Below are 16,780 nucleotides of genomic sequence, written 5' to 3'. Positions count from 1 at the left end.
GGGGCTCAGGAGGCTGAAGCGCGGGGCGGCGCCCCCAACCGGTCGCGACGGGCTTCGGGAGTGAGCGCCCAGCGCACGATCGTCGTCGAGAAGCGGCCGAGGGGCTGACCGAACAACACGTCGAACCACCGGCCCGCGGGGAGCCGCAGTTCGCGACGCGCCCATGGGGGCAGGGTCGAGATGGCACCGGCTGCCAGCATCCAGTAGCCGGGGCGGGCGGGCCAGGGCACGGGCGGGTTCTTGAGCAGGAAGTCGACGGTGTCGAGGGCGGGCGGAGAAGCGCGCAGCTCGGGCCGGTACTTCTCGATGGCGGCAAGCAACTCAGCTTCCGTTCGCGGCAGGCTGACGGCGCCGAGCATCTCGCCGACGGGGGCCGCCTGCGCGACGTATTCGTCGGTCTCCTGCTGGGTGAGGCGCCGGTCGCCGAAGTGCTGGAAGCTGGCCAGGAAGCTCTGTGTCTCCGCGATGTGGACCCACTCGAGCAGGTGGGGGTCCGAGGCCCGGTAGGGCGTGCCGTCGTCCGTCTTGCCGCGGACGCGTTCGTGCACTGTGCGGATCCGGTCGATGAGCGCCTGGGCGGACGGGATGGGTCCGTAAGTGGTCATCGCGATGAACTCGGAGGTGCGCTGGAGGCGACCCCACGGGTCCGAGCGGTAGCCGGAATGCCCGGCGACCCCAGCCATGGCGGCCGGGTGCAGCGCCTGCAGCAGCAGCGCCCTGATGCCGCCGGCGTACATCGCGGCGTCGCCGTTGACGTGCCAAATGACGTCGTCGCGGCCGCGCCACCGATCGCCCTCGGCGCCCCAGATGAGGGCGGCCTTGGCGTCGGCGTCTTCTCCCGCGACCCGCGAACGCAGGGTGCGCCCCAGGAGTGACCGGAAGCTGGCGATCGGGTTCATCTCTCCAGCCTACGTGGCTGCGGGCGGCGCACGGGCGCGTGGACCCCAGCCCCAAGGGTGGTCTTCGCCCGCACCGCCGCCGGCTGTCACCCGGCGCCGCTAATGTGTGCGGGTAGGAGGAAATCATGAAGATCACCGACAACGGGCCTCAGCCCAACGCGTTCGACATCGAAACCGCCACGCGGGAAAACACCAACTACCGCACGGTCGCCTGGACGGGGAAGTACTTCCAGGTAACCCTCATGTCCATCCCGGTGGGAGAATCCATCGGCCTGGAGATGCACCCCGAGACAGACCAGTTCCTGCGCATCGATGCGGGTGAGGGCAAGTGCGTGATGGGCCCGTCCAAGGACAACCTGGACTTCGAGCAGGAGGTCGAGGACGGCTGGTCCATCCAGGTGCCCGCCGGCACGTGGCACGACGTCCTGAACACGGGCCAGGAGCCCCTGCAGCTCTATGTCGTCTACGCCCCCACGCACCATGCGCAGGGAACCGTCCACGAGACGGCCGCCTTAGCGGAGGCCGACGAGGAGGCGGGCGGCGACGAGCCGCCGAGCTGGTCGCACCAGCCCGCGCCGGATGCTGAGGACAAGTCGGCCTGACGCCGGCCACTTCCACCGCACCATCAGCTGGCGGTTCCGCGCTCGAAAAGAGCGCGGGACCGCCAGTTCGTTCATTCTGTGGACTCCCCATCCCCGATATTTTGATTAGCTGGGGTAATGAGCTAGGGTAACTTCCGGTCCACGAAAGGAACCCGTGACGAATACCGCCTCCACCTCGGCCGGCACCGCGACCGCGCCCCTCGATAAGCCCGCCCTCGCCAACGACCTCCGACTCGCCTGCCAGCGCATCGCGCGCCGTGTCCGGTTCGAGTCCACCAGCGAGCTGCCTCCCCACCTCTTCTCGGTGTTGGCCCGCGTCAATCGCGTCGGCCCCCAGACCCCCACCCAGCTGGCAGAGGACGACCGCGTCAGCACGCCGTCGATGACCCGCACGCTGAACGCCCTCTGCGAGCGCGGCCTCGTGGAGAAGCGGCCGCACCCCCACGACGGGCGCCAGGTGCTCATCCATTCGACGAAGGCCGGTGACGAGGTGGTCCAGGAGACGATCGCGCACCGCGACCTCTGGATGCTCACCCACATCGATTCCCTCGACGACGACAAGCTGGCGCTCTTGAGGAAGGCCGCCGACCTCCTTCTGGAGGTGTCGCATGCCTGAGATCACCACACGCTGGCGCACGTTCGCCTCGTTCGCGGTGCGCAACTACCGCTTCTTCTTCGTCGGGGCGCTGGTCAGCAACCTGGGCACCTGGATCCAGCGCATCGGGCAGGACTGGCTGGTACTGACCGAGCTGACGGACAACTCCAGCACCGCGCTGGGCATCGTCACGGCGCTGCAGTTCCTCGCCATTCCGCTGCTCGCCCCCTACGCAGGGGCGGTGGTGGACCGCTTCGACAAGCGCAAGGTGCTCGTCATCTCACAGCTGGCGCTCGCGGCCACCGCGCTGGCCCTGTGGGGCCTGGTGGCGACGGGCACGGTGCAGCTCTGGCACGTCTACGTCTTCGCGCTGATCACCGGTGCCATCACCGCGTTCGACAACCCCGCGCGGCAGTCGTTCGTGTCGGAGATGGTGCCGCTCACACTGCTACCCAATGCGGTGGGGCTCAACTCGACCTCGTTCAACGGGGCGCGGCTCATCGGCCCCGGCCTGGCCGGCGTCCTGGTGGCCGCCGTCGGCGTGGGTCCCACGCTGCTGATCAACGGGCTCAGCTTCTTCGCCTTCATCGCCTCGCTGGGGTTGATGCGCGCAGACGAACTGCACCCCGCGCCCATGGTGAAGGCGCGTGGCGCCGCCATGGACGGCCTGCGGTACCTGGGCGGCCGGCCGGACATCATCGTGCTACTGGTGGTGGTCTTCATGCTGGGCACGTTCGGCATGAACTTCCAGATCTTCAACGCCACCATGGCCACAGAGGTGTTCCACGCGGGAGCCCGCGAGTTCGGCCTGCTCGGCACGATCATGGCCATCGGCACGCTCGCCGGGGCACTCGGCGCCACGCGGCGGGCGAACCCGTCGCTGCGCACCGTGCTGATGGCCCTGACCGGCTTCGCGGTGAGCACCTTTGCCCTGACGTTCGCGCCCAACTACACCGTCTACGCGCTGCTCCTGATCCCCTCGGGCTTCTTCGCCCTCACGGTGATGACGACGGCGAACGCGGCGGTCCAGTTGTCCACCGCGCCTGAGTACCGCGGGCGCGTCATGGCGGTCTACGTCGCGATCTTCGCCGGCGGCACCCCGCTGGGTGCGCCGCTGATCGGCTGGCTCGGCGAGGTGCTCGGTCCCCGGGCGTCGGTGCTGGCGGCCTCCCTGGCCACGGGCATGGCCGTCATCGGGGTGCTGGCCTGGTTCATGGTGCACGACGGGCTGCGGCTGCACATCGAGCGGGGTCGTCCCCTCCGGATCCGCGCCACCCTGCCGTCCCGCCCCGCCTACGGAGGCGCGCGCTGAGGGTATCGTCGGTACATGGCGATCAGCGCGCTTGACCTGTTCAAGATCGGGGTGGGTCCCTCGTCGTCCCACACGATGGGCCCCATGCGAGCCGGCGCGCTCTTCCGCACCCAACTCCTCGCCAGCCCCGTGGTCGACGACGTGGCCAGGGTCCGCGTCGACCTCTACGGCTCGCTCGCGGCCACGGGGCTGGGGCACGGGACGGACCGCGCCGTCGTCGCCGGGCTGCTCGGATTCCAGCCCCAGCGGGTTGATCCGGACGAGATGAAGGCGGCCGTGGACGCCGTGGTGCACGGCGACGGACTGATGTTCAAGGAGCGCCGGCTGCCGTTCGACTGGTCCACCGATCTGCTGTTCCACCGCGAATCCAAACCCTGGCACCCGAACGCCCTGACGGTCACCGCCCTCGGCGACGACGGTGCGGATCTGATGACCAACACGTTCTACTCCATCGGCGGCGGGTTCGTCGTCGACGAGGCGCAGGCCGAGGCCGGTGAGACCGGGGTGGCGGACGTCACCGTCGAGTTCCCGTTCAGCACCTCGGAGGAGCTGCTGGCGTTGTGCTCGCTGCACGACCTGAATGTCGCCGAGTTGGTGGCCCGCAACGAACTGGCCTGGCGTCCGGAAGAGGAGACCAGGGCCGCGCTGATGGAGATCTGGTCCGTCATGCGCGGCTGCATCGAGCGCGGCGTGCTGCAGGAGGGCTTCCTCCCGGGCGGGCTGCGCGTCCCGCGGCGGGCGCCGGACCTGTACCGCCACCTCGTCTCCCGCGACGACGCCCCCAACCTGATCACCCGCACCTTCTCAGCCATGGACTGGGTCAACCTCTACGCGCTGGCGGTCAACGAGGAGAACGCGGCCGGCGGCTGCGTCGTGACGGCACCGACGAACGGCGCCGCCGGCATCATCCCCGCGGTGCTGCAGTACTACATGAAGTTCCAGGCCGGCGCCCGGGACGAGGACGTGGTGGATTTCCTGCTGGCGGCCACCGCCGTCGGGGTGCTGCTGAAGATGAACGCCTCCATCTCCGGCGCCGAAGTGGGGTGCCAGGGTGAGGTTGGATCCGCTTGCGCGATGGCAGCCGCCGGCCTGGCCCAGGTGATGGGCGGCTCGCCTGCCCAGGTGGAGAACGCAGCGGAGATCGGGCTCGAACACAACCTCGGGCTGACCTGTGACCCCATCGGCGGGCTGGTGCAGGTGCCCTGCATCGAACGCAACGCCATGGCGTCGGTCAAGGCCATCAACGCGGCGCAGCTGGCGCTCAACGGGGACGGGCGGCACCGCGTGACGCTCGACCAGGCCATCCGCACCATGCGCGATACCGGGCGCGACATGCTCAGCAAGTACAAGGAGACCTCGGAGGGCGGCCTCGCGGTCGCCTTCATCGAGTGCTGACGCGGGCTGAGCGATTCGCTCAAGCGGAGACCCGCACCGCTCAGCGTCCGCTGCACAGGTCTAGAGTTGGGGCTGAACCCGAGGAGGAACCCCACCCATGCGCGTGCTCGTCACCGGTGGCGCCGGCTACATCGGCTCCCACACCACACTTGCCCTTCTTCAGGATGGTCACGACGTCCTGGTCGTCGACGACCTGTCCAACAGCTCCGAGGAGTCGCTGCGCCGCGTCGCAGACCTCGCCGGGCGCGAAGCCCAGTTCGTCGAGGCCAATGTGCGCGACGCGGCGGCTCTCGACAAGGCCTTCGCCGACTTCCGACCCGATTCCGTGATCCATTTCGCCGGCTGGAAGGCCGTGGGCGAATCCACACAGATCCCGCTGACGTACTACCGCGAGAACATCGGCTCCACGATCACGCTGGTGGAGACCATGGCCAAGCACGGCTGCAACCGCATCGTCTTCTCCAGCTCCGCCACCGTCTACGGCGAGGAGTCGGAGCCCCCGTTCACCGAGGACGCGCCCACCGGCGCCACCAACCCGTACGGCCGCACCAAGCACATGCTCGAGCAGATCCTCGAGGACGCCTCGGCCGCCAACCCCGAGCTCTCGGTGGCCATCCTGCGGTACTTCAACCCCATCGGTGCCCACGAATCCGGCCGCATCGGCGAAGACCCCAAGGGCATCCCGAACAACCTGCTGCCGTTCGTGGCGCAGGTGGCCGCCGGTCGCCGCGAGAAGCTGATGATCTTCGGCGACGACTACGCTACCCCGGACGGCACCGGTCGCAGGGACTACATCCACGTGGTCGACCTGGCCGCCGGTCACCTCGCCGCGCTGAACTACCTCGGCGACCACACCGGCTACCACGTCTGGAACCTCGGCACCGGCCAACCGTCCTCGGTTCTGGAGATCGTGCACGCGTTCGAGGCCGCAGCCAGCCAGGAGATCCCGTACGAGATCGTGGCCCGCCGCCCGGGCGATGTCGCCGAGAGCTACGCCAACGTCGACAAGGCGCACAACGAACTGGGCTGGCACGCGGAGAAGACCGTGGCCGACGCCTGCGCCGACACCTACCGCTGGCAGCACGACAACCCCAACGGGTTCGCTGCCGTCTGACGCAATGCAACTGAACGGGGGCCGGTGTGGATGATCCACACCGGCCCCCGAATCTGTCGACGGTGGCCTTCAGCCGGCGGAAGCTGCGGACCTGGCTCCGCGGCGGGTGTCGATGAGGCGCACGAGGACGCCCACGATCAGGGCGATCCCCGCGGAAATGAGCGAGCCCTGCAGCACAATCCAGAACGTCGCCCACGTCTGCTCGAAGCCCCCCGTGGTGAGCGCCGCGTCGAGGACGACATGACCGGCCACGCCCACGGTGACGATGAGTAGCACCGCGAGCCAGGCGAGGATCCGGCGTGGAGTGTCCCACCCGAGGAGGCCGAGCCCGAGGCCGAGGCCGGCGGCCACCACATAGGGCACGTAGACGATGGCCGCTGAACCCGCCTGGCCCACCACCGCGGACATCAGCCCGGTGAGCCAGTAGACCGTCGGGAGGTAGAGCAGACCCAATCCGACGGTGAAGGCGATGGGGCCTCGCATGAGCAGCCAGTAGGCCAGCACCGCGTAGCCGGAGTAGGCGGCGACGACGGCGATGGTCATCACGAGCACGGCTGGCGGGCTGGGGCTGAGGGCGTTCCCGGAGAGGTCGACGAAGCTGACCACCACGAGCAGGGCCATGCCCACCGTCGCGACGAACGCCGCCGGGCCAGCCGCGACCGGCCCTCGCTTGGCGCGCCAGATCCTCAGGCCGAGCGCGGTGAAGGCAGCGGCCATGACGACGACCGAGACCGAGTTGTAGTAGCTGAACAGGTTCAAGGCCAGCCGGAACGGCCCGCCCGCAGAGGCGCCACGGACGGCCTCACTCACCGCCATGGCCAGGTGCGGCAGGAGCGCCAGCAGCAACGCTGCGGCACCGATGACCAGCGAGCGCCACGGCGCGGTGGCATCGGCGCCGTCCTGCTGGACCGGGTCCTGGTTTCCAGTGGTTGCGCTCACAGGCGAGCCCCCTTCGTCACCCTCACCGTACCGGGGGTGCCGATAATGCGCGTTCCGGCTGCGTGTCTCTTCGTTCCCACCGGCCGGTGCGCATTCCGGGGGGTGAACGATGGAAGGATGAGGACATGCCCCGCCCGACCATCAAGGACATCTCCCGCATCGCGGGCGTCTCGCCTACCGCGGTCTCGTTTGCTCTGAACAACCGCCCAGGCGTCTCCGAGTCGACGCGGGCCCGCGTGCTGCAGGTCGCCCAGGAGATCGGCTGGCACCGGAGCGTCGCCGCCGCGGCGCTGTCCGCGGGGCGAGCGCAGGCAGTTGGCATGGTGCTGCCACGACCCACTGGTGAGTCCACGGGCGAGCGGTTCCTGATGCACCTCATAGCCGGGATCGAGGAAGTGCTGACCGCGCACGGGTTGGCCTTGGTGCTCCAGTTCATCGTTTCCCCCGAGGAGGAACTCGAAACCTACCGCCGTTGGCACTTCGAGCGCCGTGTCGACGGTGTGATCCTCACAGACCCCGTGATGGACGACCCCCGGCCGGCCATCCTGGAAGAACTGACGATGCCCGCCGTGTTGATCGGCTCGCTTCCTGGCAACGAACTGCCCAACGTACGTGTCGACGACGCCGCGGCCATGCGCTTCATCGTGGGCCACCTCGCAGCTCAGGGGCACCGGCGCGTCACGCACATCCCGGCTCCCACGAACCTGATCCACACCCTCAAACGGTCCGCCGCCTTTGCCGAGTCGTGCCGGGAACTGGGCATCGAGACCTTGCGGAGCGAGACCAACCCGGGCACCATCAACGCCGGCCAGGCCATCACGCACCAGTTACTCATGGCCGACAATCCACCCACGGCCATCATCTATGACAACGAGGGCCTGATGCTGGGCGGCCTTGGCGCGATCAATGCCATGGGCGTGCGGATCCCGGACGACGTGGCCATCGTGTCGTTCGAGGACTCCGCGTTGTGCCGGGTGACCTCCCCACCGATCACTTCGCTGGCCTACGATCCGGCCGGTCTGGGCGCGGAAGCCACCACTCTGCTGCTCGACCTCCTGGGCGGTGAAGAGCCACGGGAGGTAGTAGTGGCCGCGCCGACGATCCAGGTCAGGGGTTCGACCCAGACCCGGTCATAAGCTGCCCGTGCCGGGGGCGGTCAGTGGCGTCTTCTGATCAGGCCAACCCGGTCGTGCTGGGGTCCGTCGCCGTCAGCGGTGTTGCTCGGGACGGAGCCCTGCCCCCGGCTGGGCGGCGACCTCGGTCCGCTCGTTGAGTTCGATCCACGTGGTGTCGCACCCCGGGCACCGGTAGACCGGTGCGCCTTCGACCAGTTCGTCGGTCTTGATCGTGCCGCAGGCGTCCTGGCACGGCCATGTGGTGAGGAATCGGGCGCTCATGAGCGTCAAGGCTACAGGCGGAGATGCGTCTTTGCCCCACGGGATTGATTCACTACCATCGGCACATGTTGCAGGAGCCGAAACCGACGCGGGATCTGGCCGCGCTGCCCAAGGCACATCTGCATCTCCACTTCACCGGGTCCCTGAGTGTGCCCGCCCTCCGGCAGTTGGCGGAGGCCCGCGACATGGACCTGCCTCCCACCCTCATCGACGGCGTAGCCCTGGACGTGCCCTACGACAGGCGGGGCTGGAACCGCTTCCAACACCTCTACGACGTGGCCCGCGCCGCCGTCCGGGGTGAGGAGGCGCTCCGCGCGGTGGTCCGCAACGCCGCAGCTGAGGACGCCGCCGAGGGCTCGCGCCGGCTGGAGTTGCAGGTGGACCCCACGTCGTACGCCTCCTCCGTCGGAGGGCTGCAGGAGGCGCTGGAGATCGTGTGCGACGAGGCTCGGCTCGCCTCCGCCAGCTCCGGCGTGCAGATCGGGGTGGTGGTGGCCGCCTCGCGCATCCGGCACCCGCTGGACGCCCGCACCCTCGCGCGGATCGCCGCGCGGCACGCCGGCCAGGGCGCCGGGGAGGTGTGCGCGTTCGGGCTCAACAACAACGAGCGCGAGGGCCGCACCCACGAGTGGGAGGGCGCGTTCCGGATCGCCCGGCGCGCCGGCCTGCCGGGGGTGCCGCACGGCGGCGAGCTGCGCGGGGCGGACCACCTCGAGCAGGTCGTGGAGCACCTGCAGCCAGCCCGCATCGGGCACGGCGTCCGCGCCGTCGAGAACCCCGATCTGCTGAGCCGGATGGTCGACCGGGGCATCACCTTCGAAGTGTGTCCGGCGTCGAACGTACAGCTGGGCGTCTACCGCGAGCCGGACGAGGTGCCCCTCCGCGCACTCCTCGACGCCGGGGCCGATATCGCTCTCGGTGCCGACGACCCGCTGCTGTTCCTGTCCAGGCTCACGGACCAGTACGTCACAGCGCGTGAGGTCCACGGACTCGACGACGCGGCCCTGGCCAGGCTGGCGCGCTCGTCGGTCAACGCCAGCTTCGCCCCGGCCGACGACAAGCGCCGCTGGCTGGCGGAGATTGACGACTGGCTCCAGTCACCCGTCGACTGACTCAGCCAAGAAATGACAAGAGCCCCGGCCGAAGCCGGGGCTCTTGCAGGTTGCGATCAGACGATCACTGGGCGACGACCTCGAACGGGACGTACGCGGTGACGGCCTGGTGCAGCTTGATGGCTGCGGTGTGGCTGCCGACCGACTTCACCGGCTTCGGGAACGAAGCGGTGCGCTTGTCGACGGTGGGGCCACCGGCCTTCTTGACGGCCTGAACCAGGTCAGCAGCGGTGACGGAACCGAACAGGTGGCCCGCCTCCGAAGCGCGGGCAGCGACGGTGACCTTGAGGTCCTCGAGCTGCGTGCGCAGTTGCTGAGCGTGCTCGACGCCGCGCACCTCACGGGCGTCGCGCGCCCGCTTGATGCCGTCGATCTGCTTCTCGGTTCCGCGGGTCCAGCGGATGGCCCTGCCCTGAGGCAGGAGGAAGTTACGGCCGTAGCCGTCCTTGACCTCGACGACGTCGCCGGCGATGCCGAGCTTGTCAACGGTGCTGGTCAGAATGAGCTTCATCATGGTGTCTTCATCCCTTCCGATCAGCGGGCGGTCGACGCGTACGGCAGCAGAGCGACTTCGCGCGCGTTCTTCACGGCGATGGCGATCTTGCGCTGGTCCTGGACCGAAAGGCCAGTGACGCGACGGGCACGGATCTTGCCACGCTCAGAGATGAACTTCTTGAGCGTGTTGATGTCCTTGTAGTCGATGTTGGCGACGCGGGTCGTCTTCACCGGCATGATCTTCTTCTTGTTCACAGACTTGCGCTGTGGACCGGCCATTGTGGTGCTCTCCTTCTATTACTGAAAGCCCGTCTTGCGACGGAATGTGCCAGCTAGCCCATGGGAGCTAGATAAGCGATGGATCAGAACGGGGGCTCTTCCGGCTGCGACTGCGCCCACGGGTCATTCCCGCCGCGATTGCCGCCTCCGGCGTTGCCGGAGCTGGCCCACGGATCGCCCTGCGGGCTACCCTGACCACCACCGGTGTTGCCACCACCCTGGTTACCCTGCCACTGGCCACCACCGCCGCCGCCACCACTGCCGGAGCGGGTGACGGTTGCGGTTGAGAAGCGGAGGGTGGGTCCGACCTCGTCGACATCGATCTCGAAGACGGTGCGCTTGACTCCCTCACGGTCGTCATACGTACGCGACTTCAGACGGCCCTGAATGATGACCTGCATACCCTTGCGAAGGGTTTCGGCCACATTCTCGGCGTACTGGCGCCACACGGAGCAGCTGAGGAACAACGCCTCGCCGTCCCGCCACTCGTTGGACTGACGGTCGAGCACACGGGGTGTCGACGCAATCCTGAAGTTGGCCACCGCTGCGCCGTTGGGCGTGAAGCGGAGCTCGGGATCTGCGGTGAGGTTTCCGATCACCGTGATCTGGGTTTCGCCTGCCATGTTTCTGATGCCTCCGATAAGTTCGGACTTGGTGACGACGCAGCCTGGGCCTTGCCGTCGAGGTCTGAGTGAAAATCTATCTGTCTACCACTTTGGCCGGTGGCGCCGACAATTTTCCACTCAGTATTTTTGCTGTGGAAAACTCAGTCCTCGCGGCGCAGCACCTTGGTGCGCACAACCCGCTCGTCGATGGTCATCAGGCGATCCATCTCAGCAACGGTCGCCGGATCCGCAGTCACCTGCAGGACGGCGTAAATAGCCTCGGACTTCTTGTTGATGTCGTATGCGAGCCGACGACGTCCCCAGATGTCCTGGTTGTCGACGGTGCCACCACCCTTGGTGATGACTTCGAGATGCTTCTCGACCAGCGCGGGGACCTGACGCTCGTCGACATCTGAGTCGATGAGCACCATAACCTCGTACTTGCGCATGCTTCAGCCCCACCTCCTTCGGACTAACGGCCGCGAGTCTGTCCCGCGGCAGGAGGGCAAAACTGACCTGGGGTCAGCCAAGGAGCCAGACTACCGGCTGCGGGCTGCCGATCCCAAACCGCCCGACGCGGCGGGAACGACCGCTCAATCCGTCGGCAGCAGCCTCTCGACGACCCCGCTGGCCTCGATGGCGGTCCAGTAGGCGTCGGCCCACCCCTCGTAGCCGAGGTCGTTGGGGTGGAACCAGTCCCCCGCGGTGTAGCGGTGGTAGCGCCAGGTTCCCGCCTCGCGGGTGGCGCGGTGCAGCGGCACCAGGTGGTGCTTGTGGCGCTCGATGAGGATCGACGCGACGGCGGCCATCTTCTGCGACTGGCGGCCCAACACCGGAACCATGAACCACGGCACGTCGGCGACGAAGGAACCCTCCGGCAGCGCCGCGAGGACCACGTCCATGTTCGCCTCGAAGGACGCGGGCGAATGGCCGGGGAACACGACGTCGTTGCCGCCGATGTCGAGGGTCACCAGATCCGGGGTGAAGGGGAGGTCGCGGAACTGCGGCAGCTGGTCGCGCACGACGTCGGCGCTGGTCGCGCCGCTCACCGACAGGTTGGTGATCAGCACCTCGCGGCCGGTCACCTCGGCGAGCTTGCGCCCGATCCGCGGCACATAGCCGTGGTCCACCTGGGATGCCCCCACGCCCTGGGCCGCGGAGTCGCCGAGCGCCACGTAGCGCAGGGCGTCCTCGCCGCCGTCGCGGGACTCGCCCCAGTGGATGCGGTAGTCGTTGACGTGGCGGACGATCTCGCGCCGGCCCATCAGGTACGACGCCGCCCCGGCGGACACGAGGGTGCCCGCGGCCGCGCCGGCCAGGAGCCCCACCAGCCGCTTCATCGCCGGCCCCGGTACGGACCGGGCAGCACGGGGTTGCCGTCCTTCGCCCAGGCGCGCAACCCACCGCTCACGGATTCGGCCAGGAGGCCCTTCTCACGGAGCAGGGCGGCCATGAAGGAGGAACGCAGCCCCGTGTCGCACATGACAATGATGGCCGCATCGCGCTCCGCCAGCGGGTCGTCGCCGTGGATGGCGTCCACCGGGTTGTCGTGGAGGGCCCCGGTGTCCACCGGGCGCGCGCCGGGTGCGTGACCCGCCTCGTATTCGACCTTGGTGCGCACGTCGATCAGGACGGCACCCCTGCTCAGTGCCAGCAGCGTCTCATCGATGCTCAGCCCGTCGTCGGAGCGCTTCCCCAGGAAATCCAGCAAACCCATGCGTCCATTGTCCCTCACGCCGGGCTGCGTCAGACAACGCCGAAGAGACCCAGCCCGATGGCGCCGAAGACGAAGCTCAGGCCCAGCGCGAGCAGGACGTAGCCGAGCCAGGTGCGGCGGGCCCAACGCACCGTCAGGAACGGCAACACCACGGCCGCGGCGAGGGAGATGATCCCGAAGACGCGGTGCCAGAGCGGCACCTCTTCCACGGCGAAGTCCACGCCGGCGCCGCCCGTGTCAGGGATCAGCAGCGTCAGCAGCCCGGCGAGCGCCCCGGGCAGCACCAGCAGCAGCGACAGGAGCCCGAGCGCCAGCGCGCCGGGCCAGGTGCCCCACCAGATCCGCTTCGTCACGCCGTCGAGCTTACGGGCTGCCGGACCCACCCAAGCGTTGTTGAGTTGTGCAGCGGACTTGGTGCACAACTTCACTCTGCCCAGCGCGGTGGCGGGGCGACGACGGCGGGGCGACGACGCGCGGTCAGGCCTGCGGGATGTGGCCGTCGAGCACCCAGGCGAGGAACTCCTTGAGGTCGCCCGTCTCACCGTCGCGGCCGCCGCGGCCGATGACCAGCGGCGCCAACTGCGGCTGCAACTTCACGCCCGTGAACCGCGACATCAACCCTCCGGGAACCGTGAGCGAGTAGTAGTTGCCCTCGGTGTCGACGGCGACGGAGTGGTTGGTGCGCAGGTACCAGCCGGTCTTGTCCGTCTTGACGGTGTGCCCGTCCAGCGTGACGGCCTTCAGCGGGCGGGGCGCCAGACCTTGTTCCCGGGCAGCGACGAGGAACTCGTCGATGAGCACCTTTGCGCGGGCGGCCTCATTGCGGGCGTGGCTCGCGTTCAGCTCCGCGCGGATGCGCGCTGCCTTCTGGCGCTCTGTCAGGTGCTCGTCCATCCCCTCAGCCTAGACTCGCCGATCCGCCCGCCGTCAGATGGAGTAGCCACCGTCGACCAGGATCTCCTGGCCGGTGATGTAGGCCGCCTCCTCGGAGGCGAGGAACGCCACCGCCGCCGCGACCTCCTCGGGCTCGCCGAAGCGACGCGCCGGGATCTTGTGCCGGATCTCGTCCGCCGCCTCGGGATCAGTGTGCAGCCGCTTGAGCCGGTCCGTGGCCGTGTACCCGGGCGCCACCGTGTTGCAGGTCACCCCGTCGGCGCCCACCTCGAGCGCCAGTGTGCGCAGATGGTTGGTGACCGCCGCCCGCATGGCGTTGCTCACCGGCAGCGTCAGCGACGGGCGACCCACCGTCAGCGACGTGATCGCGATGACCCTGCCCCAGCCGTGGGAGCGCATGCCCGGCAGCACCGCGTCGACGAGCCGGGCCGTCGACATGAAGGTGGTCTCGAAACCCGCGTGCCACCCCTCGTCGGTGACCTCCGACGGCAGGCCGGGCGGGGGTCCGCCGGCGTTCGACACCAGGATGTCGACCTCCCCGGCGGCCTCGACGGCGGCGCGCACACCGTCGATCGTGGAGACGTCCGCCACCACCCAGCGGGCGCCGATCTGGTCAGCAGCCACCCGCAGGTCCTCTTCGGTGCGCGCGGCGATGGTCACCTCGGCACCCATGTGGCGCAACAACTTCGCCGTCGCGAACCCGATGCCCTTGCTGGCGCCGGTGACGAGGGCACGCTTCCCGCTCAGTGACAACATGCCCCCACGCTAACCCACGCAATCGTGCGTGGGAGACTGAATCGATTGCTTTACAAGGAGGTCCGATGCCGGAGTTTCGCTACGCAGACATGCTGCCCATCGGGGGCGACGACACCCCCTACCGTCTCCTCACCCATGAGGGTGTCGAGGTGGTCGAGGGACCCGAGGGACGCCAGTTCCTGAAGGTCGCCCCGGAAGCACTGACGCTGCTCGCAGAGACGGCGATGCACGACATCGCGCACTACCTGCGACCGGCCCACCTGCAGCAGCTGCGCACCATCATGGACGACCCGGAGGCCTCCGCCAACGACAAGTTCGTGGCGCTCGACCTGCTCAAGAACGCCAACATCGCCGCCGGCGGCATCCTTCCCATGTGCCAGGACACCGGCACCGCGATCATCATGGGCAAGCGTGGCCAGCAGGTGCTGACCGAGGGCACCGACGAGAAGCCGCTGTCGCTGGGCGTCTACAACGCCTACACCAAGCTGAACCTGCGCTACTCCCAGAACGCGCCCATCACCATGTGGGAGGAGCGCAACACCGGCAGCAACCTGCCCGCGCAGATCGAGCTCTACGCCGACACCGCGCCCGGGCACGAGACCGGATACAAGTTCCTCTTCATGGCCAAAGGTGGCGGCTCCGCGAACAAGAGCTACCTCTACCAGGAGACCAAGGCCATCCTGAACCCCGACTCGATGATGAAGTTCCTCGAGGAGAAGCTGCGCTCGCTCGGCACCGCGGCCTGCCCGCCGTACCACCTGGCGATCGTCGTCGGCGGCACCTCGGCCGAGTTCGCGATGAAGACCGCCAAGTACGCCTCCGCCAAGTACCTCGACACCCTCCCGACGACGGGCTCCATCTCAGCGCACGGCTTCCGCGACGTCGAACTCGAGCAGGAGGTGCTGGAGCTCACGCGCAAGATGGGCATCGGCGCCCAGTTCGGCGGCAAGTACTTCTGCCACGACGTGCGGGTCATCCGCCTGCCGCGCCACGGCGCGTCGCTCCCAGTGGCGATCGCGGTGTCGTGCTCCGCCGACCGGCAGTGCCTCGGCAAGATCACGCCTGAGGGCGTGTTCATCGAGCAGCTCGAGACCGAACCCGCCCGCTTCATGCCGGACCACGTCGATGAGGATCTCGACGCTGAGACCGACGGAGTGACCGGCACGGGGAAGGGCGCCGTCGTGCGCATCGACCTGAACCGGCCCATGACAGACGTGCTGGCCGAGCTGTCCAAGCACCCCGTGAAGACCCGCCTGTCGCTGACCGGCCCGCTGATCGTCGCACGCGACATCGCCCACGCCAAGATCAAGGAACGCCTCGACGCGGGCGAGGAGATGCCGCAGTACCTGAAGGACCACCCCGTCTACTACGCCGGTCCGGCGAAGACCCCCACCGGCATGGCGTCGGGCTCGTTCGGGCCCACCACCGCCGGGCGGATGGACTCCTACGTCGACCAGTTCCAGGCCGCCGGCGGCTCGATGGTGATGCTCGCCAAGGGCAACCGCTCGCAGGCCGTCACCGACGCATGCGACACGCACGGCGGCTTCTACCTGGGCTCGATCGGCGGCCCCGCCGCCCGGCTGGCACAGGACTGCATCAAGCACGTCGAGGTCGTCGAGTACGAAGAGCTCGGCATGGAGGCGATCTGGAAGATCGACGTGCAGGACTTCCCGGCGTTCATCGTGGTCGACGACAAGGGCAACGACTTCTTCGCCGAGGTCAACAAGCCCCTGGTGCTCACCATCCCGAAGCGCGAAGGGCTCTGAGCCGCAGCCGCTGAGGACCGCAGCCACAACGGCAGATGAGAGTCTTCTCATCTGCCGTTCCGCTCCCCTTCATCCTGGCACCCTTCACTAGAGGCAGGAGGCAAGTGCATGGACAGGAAGCGCGGGGTGACGGCCGGGCTGGTGGCCGCGGCCGTCGTGGCCGGTCTGCTCGTGGGCTGGCTGGTGGTCGCGCTCGCTGCGCCCCTCGCGCAACCGCCGGCGGAGCCGGCCATCGTGGTCACCGCCGTGCCGTCCCCGGGCAGCTCGACGACGACTCCCAGCCCTTCGCCGACGCCCAGCCCCACCGTCGACGCGGCCACTGCGACACCGGAGGTCAGCCCGACGCCCCACGGCGTCGACGACTCCCGCGACGACGACTCCCGCGCCCACCCGGACGACCGTGGCTCCGCAGCCCGTCAAGCCCGCGCCCCCGGTCAGGCCGGCACCGGCCCCGACCACCGATGACGACGATGACGACGACGTGGATGACGATGCGCCAGCCCAGACGCGGACCCCACCACACCCGCCCCAACCGCCACCGAGACCATCGTGATCACCGGCACAGACCAGTGCGACGACGTCGACAACGATTACACCTGCGACGACGAGCAGGGGCTGTCGTCCACCGTCGACAGTTCGCCCACCCCCGCTCCGGGCATGGCCCCCGCCCCGGCCAAGACGTCCGTCGCCGCCCCCGCAAAGACGAAGGCCGCCACCGTCAAGAAGACCACCTCCACCCCGGTCTACAACGACGACGATGACCGGGACGACGACCACGACGATGACTGGGACGACGATGACTGGGACGACGACCACGACGACGACCGGGACGATGACCGGGACGACGACCGGGACGACGACCACGACGACGACTGAGCCCGCATCGCTCCCTGATCAGGCCGG

Annotated in this window: 22 protein-coding genes; 10 read left to right on the top strand and 12 right to left on the bottom strand. The window is 68.6% G+C overall.

Features of this window, described 5'->3' with window-relative positions:
- Positions 1 to 5: 5 nt before the first annotated feature.
- Complete coding sequence (locus ACX1DX_RS11180; protein ID WP_459396665.1) at positions 6 to 899, bottom strand: oxygenase MpaB family protein; 894 nt, start codon at positions 897 to 899, stop codon at positions 6 to 8.
- Positions 900 to 1,024: 125 nt separating this feature from the next.
- On the opposite strand from ACX1DX_RS11180, the gene ACX1DX_RS11175 reads away from it, so the two are divergent.
- From ACX1DX_RS11175 to galE, 5 genes are all read left to right on the top strand, one after another.
- The gene (locus ACX1DX_RS11175; RefSeq protein ID WP_076063400.1) at positions 1,025 to 1,501 is read left to right on the top strand and encodes a cupin domain-containing protein; all 477 of its coding nucleotides are present in this window, start codon (positions 1,025 to 1,027) and stop codon (positions 1,499 to 1,501) included.
- A gap of 154 nt (positions 1,502 to 1,655) precedes the next feature.
- Positions 1,656 to 2,117 (top strand): MarR family winged helix-turn-helix transcriptional regulator, encoded by a 462-nt coding sequence (locus ACX1DX_RS11170; protein ID WP_459396664.1) that lies wholly within the window; start codon positions 1,656 to 1,658, stop codon positions 2,115 to 2,117.
- Positions 2,110 to 3,408, top strand: coding sequence for an MFS transporter (locus ACX1DX_RS11165; RefSeq protein WP_076063405.1), 1,299 nt, complete (start codon positions 2,110 to 2,112; stop codon positions 3,406 to 3,408). The genes ACX1DX_RS11170 and ACX1DX_RS11165 overlap by 8 nt, the downstream gene beginning before the upstream one ends.
- Before the next feature lie 15 nt (positions 3,409 to 3,423).
- The gene (locus tag ACX1DX_RS11160; protein ID WP_459396663.1) at positions 3,424 to 4,803 is read left to right on the top strand and encodes an L-serine ammonia-lyase; all 1,380 of its coding nucleotides are present in this window, start codon (positions 3,424 to 3,426) and stop codon (positions 4,801 to 4,803) included.
- 97 nt (positions 4,804 to 4,900) lie between these two features.
- Positions 4,901 to 5,917, top strand: coding sequence for a UDP-glucose 4-epimerase GalE (gene galE / locus ACX1DX_RS11155; RefSeq protein WP_459396662.1), 1,017 nt, complete (start codon positions 4,901 to 4,903; stop codon positions 5,915 to 5,917).
- 69 nt (positions 5,918 to 5,986) lie between these two features.
- On the opposite strand, the gene ACX1DX_RS11150 is transcribed toward galE, so the two are convergent.
- The gene (locus ACX1DX_RS11150; RefSeq protein ID WP_459396661.1) at positions 5,987 to 6,856 is read right to left on the bottom strand and encodes a hypothetical protein; all 870 of its coding nucleotides are present in this window, start codon (positions 6,854 to 6,856) and stop codon (positions 5,987 to 5,989) included.
- Between the two features lie 125 nt (positions 6,857 to 6,981).
- On the opposite strand from ACX1DX_RS11150, the gene ACX1DX_RS11145 reads away from it, so the two are divergent.
- On the top strand, positions 6,982 to 7,992 hold the full coding sequence (locus tag ACX1DX_RS11145; RefSeq protein WP_076063414.1) for a LacI family DNA-binding transcriptional regulator: 1,011 nt from the start codon (positions 6,982 to 6,984) through the stop codon (positions 7,990 to 7,992).
- A 72-nt stretch (positions 7,993 to 8,064) separates the two neighbouring features.
- On the opposite strand, the gene ACX1DX_RS11140 is transcribed toward ACX1DX_RS11145, so the two are convergent.
- Positions 8,065 to 8,253: a hypothetical protein gene (locus ACX1DX_RS11140; RefSeq protein WP_076063416.1), complete on the bottom strand. Its 189-nt coding sequence runs from the start codon at positions 8,251 to 8,253 to the stop codon at positions 8,065 to 8,067.
- Between the two features lie 65 nt (positions 8,254 to 8,318).
- Between ACX1DX_RS11140 and ACX1DX_RS11135 the strand changes: the two genes are divergently transcribed.
- Positions 8,319 to 9,365, top strand: a complete 1,047-nt coding sequence (locus ACX1DX_RS11135) for an adenosine deaminase (protein ID WP_459396660.1) — start codon at positions 8,319 to 8,321, stop codon at positions 9,363 to 9,365.
- Between the two features lie 64 nt (positions 9,366 to 9,429).
- Here ACX1DX_RS11135 and rplI read toward each other — a convergent pair whose 3' ends face one another.
- The 9 genes from rplI to ACX1DX_RS11090 form a co-directional block, all read right to left on the bottom strand.
- Positions 9,430 to 9,876 (bottom strand): 50S ribosomal protein L9, encoded by a 447-nt coding sequence (rplI, locus tag ACX1DX_RS11130; RefSeq protein WP_076063453.1) that lies wholly within the window; start codon positions 9,874 to 9,876, stop codon positions 9,430 to 9,432.
- A gap of 23 nt (positions 9,877 to 9,899) precedes the next feature.
- Positions 9,900 to 10,139: a 30S ribosomal protein S18 gene (rpsR, locus tag ACX1DX_RS11125; RefSeq protein ID WP_076063420.1), complete on the bottom strand. Its 240-nt coding sequence runs from the start codon at positions 10,137 to 10,139 to the stop codon at positions 9,900 to 9,902.
- A gap of 83 nt (positions 10,140 to 10,222) precedes the next feature.
- Positions 10,223 to 10,762 (bottom strand): single-stranded DNA-binding protein, encoded by a 540-nt coding sequence (locus tag ACX1DX_RS11120; protein WP_076063422.1) that lies wholly within the window; start codon positions 10,760 to 10,762, stop codon positions 10,223 to 10,225.
- A 143-nt stretch (positions 10,763 to 10,905) separates the two neighbouring features.
- A complete protein-coding gene (rpsF, locus tag ACX1DX_RS11115) occupies positions 10,906 to 11,193 on the bottom strand; it encodes a 30S ribosomal protein S6 (RefSeq protein ID WP_076063424.1) in 288 nt (95 codons plus the stop codon).
- 144 nt (positions 11,194 to 11,337) lie between these two features.
- Positions 11,338 to 12,084, bottom strand: coding sequence for an SGNH/GDSL hydrolase family protein (locus ACX1DX_RS11110; protein WP_459396659.1), 747 nt, complete (start codon positions 12,082 to 12,084; stop codon positions 11,338 to 11,340).
- A complete protein-coding gene (locus ACX1DX_RS11105; RefSeq protein ID WP_076063429.1) occupies positions 12,081 to 12,461 on the bottom strand; it encodes a rhodanese-like domain-containing protein in 381 nt (126 codons plus the stop codon). The genes ACX1DX_RS11110 and ACX1DX_RS11105 overlap by 4 nt, the downstream gene beginning before the upstream one ends.
- A 29-nt stretch (positions 12,462 to 12,490) precedes the next feature.
- A complete protein-coding gene (locus ACX1DX_RS11100; RefSeq protein WP_143571039.1) occupies positions 12,491 to 12,814 on the bottom strand; it encodes a hypothetical protein in 324 nt (107 codons plus the stop codon).
- Between the two features lie 124 nt (positions 12,815 to 12,938).
- Positions 12,939 to 13,355 (bottom strand): hypothetical protein, encoded by a 417-nt coding sequence (locus tag ACX1DX_RS11095; RefSeq protein WP_076063433.1) that lies wholly within the window; start codon positions 13,353 to 13,355, stop codon positions 12,939 to 12,941.
- A 33-nt stretch (positions 13,356 to 13,388) separates the two neighbouring features.
- On the bottom strand, positions 13,389 to 14,111 hold the full coding sequence (locus ACX1DX_RS11090; protein WP_076063434.1) for an SDR family oxidoreductase: 723 nt from the start codon (positions 14,109 to 14,111) through the stop codon (positions 13,389 to 13,391).
- 65 nt (positions 14,112 to 14,176) lie between these two features.
- On the opposite strand from ACX1DX_RS11090, the gene ACX1DX_RS11085 reads away from it, so the two are divergent.
- The 3 genes from ACX1DX_RS11085 to ACX1DX_RS11075 all read left to right on the top strand — a co-directional run bounded on the left by ACX1DX_RS11085 (position 14,177) and on the right by ACX1DX_RS11075 (position 16,753).
- Positions 14,177 to 15,877 carry a fumarate hydratase gene (locus ACX1DX_RS11085; RefSeq protein WP_459396658.1) on the top strand — a complete coding sequence of 567 codons (1,701 nt, stop codon included), beginning with the start codon at positions 14,177 to 14,179 and terminating at the stop codon, positions 15,875 to 15,877.
- A 108-nt stretch (positions 15,878 to 15,985) separates the two neighbouring features.
- The gene (locus tag ACX1DX_RS11080) at positions 15,986 to 16,342 is read left to right on the top strand and encodes a hypothetical protein (protein ID WP_459396657.1); all 357 of its coding nucleotides are present in this window, start codon (positions 15,986 to 15,988) and stop codon (positions 16,340 to 16,342) included.
- Between the two features lie 84 nt (positions 16,343 to 16,426).
- Positions 16,427 to 16,753 (top strand): hypothetical protein, encoded by a 327-nt coding sequence (locus ACX1DX_RS11075; RefSeq protein ID WP_459396656.1) that lies wholly within the window; start codon positions 16,427 to 16,429, stop codon positions 16,751 to 16,753.
- Positions 16,754 to 16,780 lie beyond the last annotated feature (27 nt).

This window comes from Tessaracoccus zhenghani, from assembly GCF_054552775.1.
This window is presented reverse-complemented; position numbering and strand designations above follow the sequence as displayed.

Bases quoted from the DNA above. Each gene is read 5' to 3' on its own strand.
- ACX1DX_RS11180 (WP_459396665.1), bottom strand. From the start codon at position 899: ATGAACCCGATCGCCAGCTTCCGGTCACTCCTGGGGCGCACCCTGCGT.
- ACX1DX_RS11175 (WP_076063400.1), top strand. From the start codon at position 1,025: ATGAAGATCACCGACAACGGGCCTCAGCCCAACGCGTTCGACATCGAA.
- ACX1DX_RS11165 (WP_076063405.1), top strand. From the start codon at position 2,110: ATGCCTGAGATCACCACACGCTGGCGCACGTTCGCCTCGTTCGCGGTG.
- ACX1DX_RS11160 (WP_459396663.1), top strand. From the start codon at position 3,424: ATGGCGATCAGCGCGCTTGACCTGTTCAAGATCGGGGTGGGTCCCTCG.
- galE (WP_459396662.1), top strand. From the start codon at position 4,901: ATGCGCGTGCTCGTCACCGGTGGCGCCGGCTACATCGGCTCCCACACC.
- ACX1DX_RS11145 (WP_076063414.1), top strand. From the start codon at position 6,982: ATGCCCCGCCCGACCATCAAGGACATCTCCCGCATCGCGGGCGTCTCG.
- ACX1DX_RS11140 (WP_076063416.1), bottom strand. From the start codon at position 8,253: ATGAGCGCCCGATTCCTCACCACATGGCCGTGCCAGGACGCCTGCGGC.
- ACX1DX_RS11135 (WP_459396660.1), top strand. From the start codon at position 8,319: ATGTTGCAGGAGCCGAAACCGACGCGGGATCTGGCCGCGCTGCCCAAG.
- rplI (WP_076063453.1), bottom strand. From the start codon at position 9,876: ATGAAGCTCATTCTGACCAGCACCGTTGACAAGCTCGGCATCGCCGGC.
- rpsR (WP_076063420.1), bottom strand. From the start codon at position 10,139: ATGGCCGGTCCACAGCGCAAGTCTGTGAACAAGAAGAAGATCATGCCG.
- ACX1DX_RS11120 (WP_076063422.1), bottom strand. From the start codon at position 10,762: ATGGCAGGCGAAACCCAGATCACGGTGATCGGAAACCTCACCGCAGAT.
- rpsF (WP_076063424.1), bottom strand. From the start codon at position 11,193: ATGCGCAAGTACGAGGTTATGGTGCTCATCGACTCAGATGTCGACGAG.
- ACX1DX_RS11110 (WP_459396659.1), bottom strand. From the start codon at position 12,084: ATGAAGCGGCTGGTGGGGCTCCTGGCCGGCGCGGCCGCGGGCACCCTC.
- ACX1DX_RS11105 (WP_076063429.1), bottom strand. From the start codon at position 12,461: ATGGGTTTGCTGGATTTCCTGGGGAAGCGCTCCGACGACGGGCTGAGC.
- ACX1DX_RS11095 (WP_076063433.1), bottom strand. From the start codon at position 13,355: ATGGACGAGCACCTGACAGAGCGCCAGAAGGCAGCGCGCATCCGCGCG.
- ACX1DX_RS11090 (WP_076063434.1), bottom strand. From the start codon at position 14,111: ATGTTGTCACTGAGCGGGAAGCGTGCCCTCGTCACCGGCGCCAGCAAG.
- ACX1DX_RS11085 (WP_459396658.1), top strand. From the start codon at position 14,177: ATGCCGGAGTTTCGCTACGCAGACATGCTGCCCATCGGGGGCGACGAC.
- ACX1DX_RS11080 (WP_459396657.1), top strand. From the start codon at position 15,986: ATGGACAGGAAGCGCGGGGTGACGGCCGGGCTGGTGGCCGCGGCCGTC.